Raw genomic sequence first — 6,939 nt, 5'->3', positions numbered from 1 at the left:
GCTCGCGCCGTCGGACATGGCAAGGTAATCGTCCCCGCTGATCATGGCCTCCAGCGCGGACTGCCACCAGGCCAGTTCGAGCTCTCCTCCGACCTGGCGGGCGCCCACTTCGCGCTCCGCGAGATCATCGAGCAGTTCGCCCAGACCGTTCTCGCGCATCTCGTCGAGCAGCAGGGTGCGTTCCGGGAGGGTTGCAAGGCTTTGCTTGTCGCGGGCGAGTTCAGCGAGCCGGTCGGCAAGCTCATCCAGCGGCATCGCGGCAAGCTTCGGCTTCTCCGGCGTTCCGGCCAGGATGGAGGTGAGCTCGGCCAGGCGGGAGTCGATTGTCCGATAGAAACTGTTGATCTCCGCCAGGCCCGTCGGCACCGAGGGGTGCCGCTCGGTGGTGGCGTACTTCGTCCAGAGGGCGCGCTGTTCCTGTACCTCGACGAGGGACTGGTGCAGGTCCGAGATATGGACGCCGGGCCGCACATACTCCTTGGCAACCCTGCGCAGCCGCGACCGGGTCATCGAGCTCATTTCGATGGTCCGCTCCCTGCGCCAGGAGGAAGAGGCCGTCGCCGAGATCAGGTCGGTCACGGGCCGGTCGAAGATATCCGGGGTGAACTTGTCGAGGCTGGCCCGCACAGCGACCAGCAGATCGAGCTGGCCGCCCCACTCCTCGAACGTGGTTCCAAGCTCGATGTGCGAGTGGTCCGCAACCGCACGGACCTTTTCCTGCAGCAGCGGGATGTCCCGCGCGAGGTCCACTGCCAGAGTGTGCGCCTGTTCGGTTTCCTTGCGGTTGCGGAGCTTCGCACCGAACCAGGGGCTCTGGGTCGCTTCCCTGCTGAACCCGCCCAGCTCGGCGGCGCGCCGGAGCCTCGCGGTAAGCTCCGTCCGGTTCGGAATGCTGTCCATGACGCTGCGCTTGAGCCGGACGGTTGTAGCGGGGGCCGGATTGAGCGAGGTCAGCTCGGCAAGGGACTGCATGGCCTGGTAGGGCGAGCACCCCCAGCGTGAGCGCACGTTGTGCAGCGACCGCACGTGGTCCAGCAGCTTGTGCCGGTGGGAAACGAGCGTCTCATGAAGCGAGGTCAGCTTGGGCTGCACAGCCTTCTCGTTGCGGACGATTGCACGAACCAGCTGGTCCTTCAGCTGGGCCGGGTTGCTGTTCGCATTGAGCTGCAGTACCAGTGAGCCGAGATTGAGCGCGTCCAGTTCCTGCACGAACTGGTTCAGGGTTCCCCGGCGCTCGGCAACCACCAGGACGCTCTTGCCCTGCTCGGCGAGCGCTGCCGCGGCGTTCAGGGCTGTCTGGGTCTGGCCGGTCCCGGGAGGGGCGGACACCACCACGGAACCGCCGGCAGCCACGGCGTCGAGCACCTTCTGCTGCCGGGGATCAGCGTCGAGAATGAGGAATTCCGTGGAGGGGTCCCGGTCATCGAGCGGGGTGTCCCGCGACGGCGCTTCTGCGCCCGACGGAGAGTCGATACCTTCACGGGCGGCGTCCATCAGGGCAGCGAGCAGTGGGTGTTCCGGCCGGACCGCCGAGTCCGCGCCGACGTCGGCGAGGTCCGCGAAGGTGGACACGAGGATGTGGTGTTCAACCGTCATGCCGCGGACGTTGTCGGTCAGGGCGCGGAGGCGGTCCAGCACCGGGTGTGGATCGAAGCGGGCGGTGCTGTAGGCGAGGCGGGCAACGGCCTCGGGATCGAAATCAATGCCGTGGTCCTTGTGCAGGGTGCGGACCAGCGCAGGGTTGAGCCGTGCCTTGTCTGTGAGCTGGAGTTCGTAGTCGTCCTGCGACCCGTGCACCGTCAGGGCAACGGAAGTGAGCAGTACCGGCGCGGTCAGCGAGTCCGTCCGGCCGGCGTCGTCCATGGTGCGCCAGGAGGCGGTGCCGGCAGCGAGATAGCCGACGTCGATCCCGCGTTCTGTGGCGAGTTCATAGACCTTTGCACGGAGCAGCCGCGCGGCCTTCATGGCAGCCGAGTACTGGTCAGGGTCGCGCAGCAGGGTGGACAGGCGCGTTCGCCGGCCTGCCAGAAGCTGCGCCAGACCGGACGGATGGGCGTGCGTAAGGTCGATGCTGTTGGAGCGCGACGGCGTGAAGTGCAGGAGCGTATCGGTTCCCGCGTGCGGACCAAGCCTGCGCAGCCACGGGATCAGGAAATCCTCAGCGGAGTCCCCGGCGTCCGGCACTGGCACGGTTGTCCTCTTCCCTACGGCCTCGCGGCCTGATCTTGACCAGATAGGCATGTCTTACAAGCTAGCCGACGCTGCCCGCCACCGGCTGCAAGCAACGCGGGCCGGCGCCGAATTTCGCAGCGGCTGACCCGGCTTCCTTTGCCGGTACTCACCCCGGAAGCGGTACTACTCCCACTCGATGGTGCCCGGCGGCTTGCTGGTGACGTCCAGTACCACGCGGTTGACGCCGTCGACCTCGTTGGTGATCCGGTTGGAGATCCGGGCGAGTAGCTCATAAGGCAGCCGCGACCAGTCGGCGGTCATGGCATCTTCGCTGGAGACCGGCCGGAGCACGATGGGGTGCCCGTAGGTACGGCCGTCGCCCTGGACGCCGACGCTGCGCACATCGGCCAGCAGGACCACCGGCATCTGCCAGACCTCGTTGTCGAGGCCGGCTGCGGTGAGTTCCGCGCGGGCGATGGCATCCGCCTTGCGGAGCAGTTCCAGCCGTTCGGCGTTGACGGAGCCGACGATCCGGATTCCGAGGCCGGGGCCGGGGAACGGCTGGCGTCCGACGATCTCCGCGGGCAGCCCGAGCTGGGCGCCGACGGCCCGGACCTCGTCCTTGAACAGCGTCCGCAGCGGTTCCACGAGCTCAAACTGCAGGTCTTCGGGGAGGCCGCCGACGTTGTGGTGGCTCTTGATGTTGGCCGCACCCTCACCGCCACCGGATTCCACCACGTCCGGGTACAGCGTGCCCTGCACGAGGAAGCGGATTTTCTCGCCGTGCGCTTCGGCGTCCGCGATGATGGCGCGCTCGGCTTCCTCGAACGCGCGGATGAACTCGCGTCCGATGATCTTGCGCTTGGTTTCGGGATCCTCGACACCCTCGAGAGCCTCGAGGAACCGCTTCTGCTCATTGGCGACGTACAGGTTGACGCCGGTGGCGGCAACGAAGTCACGCTCCACCTGTTCCGCCTCGCCTTCACGGAGCAGCCCGTGGTCCACAAAAACGCAGGTGAGCTGGTCACCGACCGCACGCTGGACGAGAGCGGCGGCGACGGCGGAGTCCACACCGCCGGACAGCCCGCAGATCACCCGGGAGTCCCCTACCTGCTCCCGGATGCGCTCCACCTGCTCCTCGACGATGTTGCCGGTGGTCCAGTTTGGGTGCAGCCGCGCACCCTTGAACAGGAAGTTTTCCAGGACCTGCTGGCCATGCGCCGAGTGCTTGACCTCGGGGTGCCACTGGACACCGTATAGCTGCCTGCCCTCATGGGCGAACGCAGCAACCGGTGCGCCCGCGGTGCTCGCCAGGACCTCGAATCCGTCGGGTGCTGCCTGCACGGAGTCGCCGTGGCTCATCCAGGCATTCTGGTGGTCCGGAGTTCCCTCGAGAATGGACCGTGCACCGTTGGACACGGTGACGTCGGTGGAGCCGTACTCCCGCAGGCCGGTCTTTGCCACCGTGCCGCCGAGCGCGTCCGCCATGGCCTGGAATCCGTAGCAGATGCCAAGGACGGGCACACCGGCATCGAACAGCTCCGGATCGATGCGGGGAGCGCCCTCTGCATAAACGCTGGACGGTCCGCCGGAGAGGATGATTGCCGCCGGCTTGCGCGCGAGCAGCTCCTGGGTGCTGAGCGTATGGGGGACAATCTCGGAGTAGACGTCCGCTTCCCTCACCCGGCGGGCAATGAGCTGGGCATACTGGGCGCCGTAATCGACGACAAGTACCGGCGGGTGTTCAGTGGCGGAAGCGGCGGTAGTCACGCGTCAACAATAGTGGCAGGGCGGCAGCGGCTGCACATTTGTGGAGTCAGTACCTTGTCTTTGCGTCGGGGTGGGCAGCCAGTTCCTCTTCAACCTGCCGGTGGATGCGCTTCTCCACGATGAAGGAGAGGAGCGGGACAACGCCGCCCAGCGCGATGACCACGAATTTGGAGAACGGCCAGCGCATGAACTGCCAGAGCCTGAAGTCCGCGATCAGGTACACCACATAGAGCCAACCGTGGACGATCAGAACCGCTGTGGACAGGTTGAATCCGCCGGCGGCGTCCGCCTGGGCTTCCTGGACGAGTCCCAGCGCACCCGCAGACCCGCCCGCGATGATCTCCGCACCGAACCCGTACTTCGCCACCATTTCGACGACGACGAGCAGAAGCATCACGCCGGTTGCGTAGGCGAGCACCTTGTAGAAGCTGAGCGCCGAACGGATCTGCGCATGCGTTCCTCCGAAGCGGCGCTTTCCGGCCGTGCTCTTGGCGGGGGCTGGTTCGGTCACGTTCTTACCTCGTCGGTTGTCGGTTCATTCAGGAGACTGTCCTGACGGTCCTGCTCCTCCTCCAGGGTGCGCCGGTGATCATCCGCCACAAGTCGCCACCAGAGGAAGAAAGCGAAGCCGGCAAAGACAAACCACTCCACGGCATAGAAGATGTTGAGCCAGTTCAGGGGGGTTTCCTGCGGCTGGGGGCCCACCCGTACCGGTTCAAGGGGCGGCTCAGGTTCAACGACGGCACCGTCCAGGACCGTTTCGGCGGACACAACAAAACCGGAGTAGGCGGACGGCACGTCCCACAGGTTCATAAGGTGCGCCACCGACAGCGTGGGAATCTGTCCCTCAACCGGCTGCCGGACCACTGGTGCTTCGGTGGGGAGCAGCCTGCCTTCGACCGTGGCCGCGCCGGCCGGCTCCGGTACCCCTGACCCCGCTTGAACGTCCGGCACCCACCCATGGACCACCGGCAGGACGGCGGGCTGATCGCCGTTGACCTCAAAGGCCGATACCACCCACAGGCCTTCCCTGTCCCCCTGCAGCCGGGTCTGTACGAGGAATGTCGTGTCGGGCAGGAAACGGCCTTCCATGCGGACCATCTGGTCCGCGATGCCTGCTGTCATCGGAACGCCCGGTGTAAACACTTCGGTGAGGGGCCGGACCTGCTCAGTAGCGCTCGGAGGCGGCGGAGCTGAATCCTGCGAACGGGAAAACTGCCACTGGCTCAGGAGAACGAAAAGCGCGGCGATGGCCATGGCGAGGATCAGTGAGAGGATCCATCGCGGCTTGAGCGCGGTTTTCAACACGTCTTAACGGTACTTGGTGCCGGGTGAAGCGAACGAATCACGGCCACGGGGAGGAGATGGAAATCACGGCCGGATTACTGATTGGGAAACATCTATCACTTCGGAGAACTTAGGACTACGATTGGTCTTCGTGCGCTCGTACCCCTACCCCGACCCGGGTCCTCCGGACCTCCGGTCGCCTTCCCGCTACCTGCTCTGGCTGGCCTCCAGCCAGAAAGGCACACTGGCTGCCGCCGTCGTGCTTGAAACGCTCCTCATGGTGGCGCAGGCTGTGGTTCCTTTTGCGCTGGGGCGCGCCGTTGACGAGGGGATCATCGGCCGCAGCCAGGAGGCGCTGCTCTGGTGGGTCGGGATCCTGGTTGCGCTCACCGTGGGGCAGGCGTTCGCCGGAATGCTGGCGCACCGTGCGGCCATCAGCAACTGGATGCAGGCAGCGTTCAAGTCGATCCGGCTGGTGGGGTACCACATCACCCGCACGGGAGACGCGCTGCCGCAGAAGCTCTCCACCGGCGAGGTGGTGTCCACGGCCGCGTCCGATGCAACGCGGCTCGGCGAGATTTTCTACATCGGCGCCCGCCTCGCCGGTGCGCTGGTGTCCTGGCTGGTTGTGTGCGGGCTCATCGCCCTGAGTTCGGTTCCGCTCGCCGCCGTCGTGCTGGCAGGTGTTCCTGCGTGCTGTGCACTGCTCCTGTTCGTGGTCCGGCCGCTGCAGGCCCGGCAGCGCGACCAGCGCGATGCATCCGGCAAAATGACCGCGGTGGGTGCCGATACGGTCGCGGGACTGCGCGTTCTGCGCGGCATCGGCGGGGAGCACATCTTCGTCAACCGCTACCGTGAGCGGTCCGCTGAAACACGCGACGCCGGCATCAGGGTTGCCCGCTCGCTGGCAACACTGGAGGCGTCGCAGGTCTTCATCGCGGGTGCGTTCAGCGTGGTGTTCACCTGGGTAGGCGCAACGCTGGTGCTGAACGGTGACATCGAGCCCGGCCAGCTGGTCGCCCTGTTCGGTTATTCCATTTTCCTGATGACCCCCATCCGGAGCGCTGCCGACGGCGTTTCGCACTCGATCAGGGCGCTGGTCGGAGCACGGAAGATCATCAACGTGCTGTCCGTGGAGGCAAGCGTTTCCGATGTCGCCACTGCCTCCGCTCCGCCGCGCCCCGCGCCGCTTGTGGATACGTTGACCGGTGTCTGCCTGAAGCCGGGCGGACTGACCGCGCTGGTCTCCGCCGATCCGTCGGTCTCCGCCGATCTCGCGACCCGGCTGGGCCGCTTCGATGACGCAGTGCTGCGGGACGCCGTCGTTCGGTGGGGTGCTGCCGCCCTGCACGAGGTTCCGCTCGATGAGGTCCGGCGCCGGATTGTCGTGAGTGAGGCGAATCCCCAGATGTTCACCGGTTGCCTGCGGAGCTCGCTGGATCCTCATGGCCGCTCCAGTGACGGGCGAATCCTCGAGGCACTCGAGGCTGCCAGCGCACTGGATATCCTCGACGGGCTCGAGGCGGGCCTCGATTCCGAGGTGACCGAGCGGGGGCGGGGTTTTTCCGGCGGGCAACGGCAGCGGCTGGTACTGGCCCGCGCGCTGCTGACGCAGGCGGAAACCCTGGTTCTCATTGAACCGACGAGTGCCGTCGACGCGCATACTGAAGCCCGGATCGCGGGGCGGCTCGCCGGCGCCCGCCGGGCGGA

General features: G+C 66.4%; 5 protein-coding genes. 1 reads left to right on the top strand and 4 read right to left on the bottom strand.

The window, feature by feature from the left end; genetic code table 11:
• From X803_RS20750 to X803_RS0116345, 4 genes are all read right to left on the bottom strand, one after another.
• Nucleotides 1-2,241: DUF4011 domain-containing protein (locus X803_RS20750; RefSeq protein WP_035779533.1), on the bottom strand; the 2,241-nt coding region annotated here is incomplete at its 3' end.
• A gap of 114 nt (nt 2,242-2,355) precedes the next feature.
• Nucleotides 2,356-3,942: a glutamine-hydrolyzing GMP synthase gene (gene guaA, locus X803_RS0116355; protein ID WP_026545970.1), complete on the bottom strand. Its 1,587-nt coding sequence runs from the start codon at nt 3,940-3,942 to the stop codon at nt 2,356-2,358.
• A gap of 46 nt (nt 3,943-3,988) precedes the next feature.
• Nucleotides 3,989-4,453 (bottom strand): DUF3817 domain-containing protein, encoded by a 465-nt coding sequence (locus tag X803_RS0116350; protein WP_026545969.1) that lies wholly within the window; start codon nt 4,451-4,453, stop codon nt 3,989-3,991.
• Nucleotides 4,450-5,250 carry an SURF1 family protein gene (locus tag X803_RS0116345; RefSeq protein ID WP_026545968.1) on the bottom strand — a complete coding sequence of 267 codons (801 nt, stop codon included), beginning with the start codon at nt 5,248-5,250 and terminating at the stop codon, nt 4,450-4,452. Before X803_RS0116345 ends, X803_RS0116350 begins: the two co-directional genes overlap by 4 nt.
• 130 nt (nt 5,251-5,380) lie before the next feature.
• On the opposite strand from X803_RS0116345, the gene X803_RS20745 reads away from it, so the two are divergent.
• Nucleotides 5,381-6,939, top strand: a 1,559-nt coding sequence (locus tag X803_RS20745) for an ABC transporter transmembrane domain-containing protein (protein ID WP_035779531.1), incomplete at its 3' end; no start/stop codon positions are given.

It is taken from the genome of Arthrobacter sp. 35/47 (assembly GCF_000520475.1).
Classification (GTDB): Bacteria; Actinomycetota; Actinomycetes; order Actinomycetales; family Micrococcaceae; genus Arthrobacter_D; species Arthrobacter_D subterraneus.
This window is presented reverse-complemented; position numbering and strand designations above follow the sequence as displayed.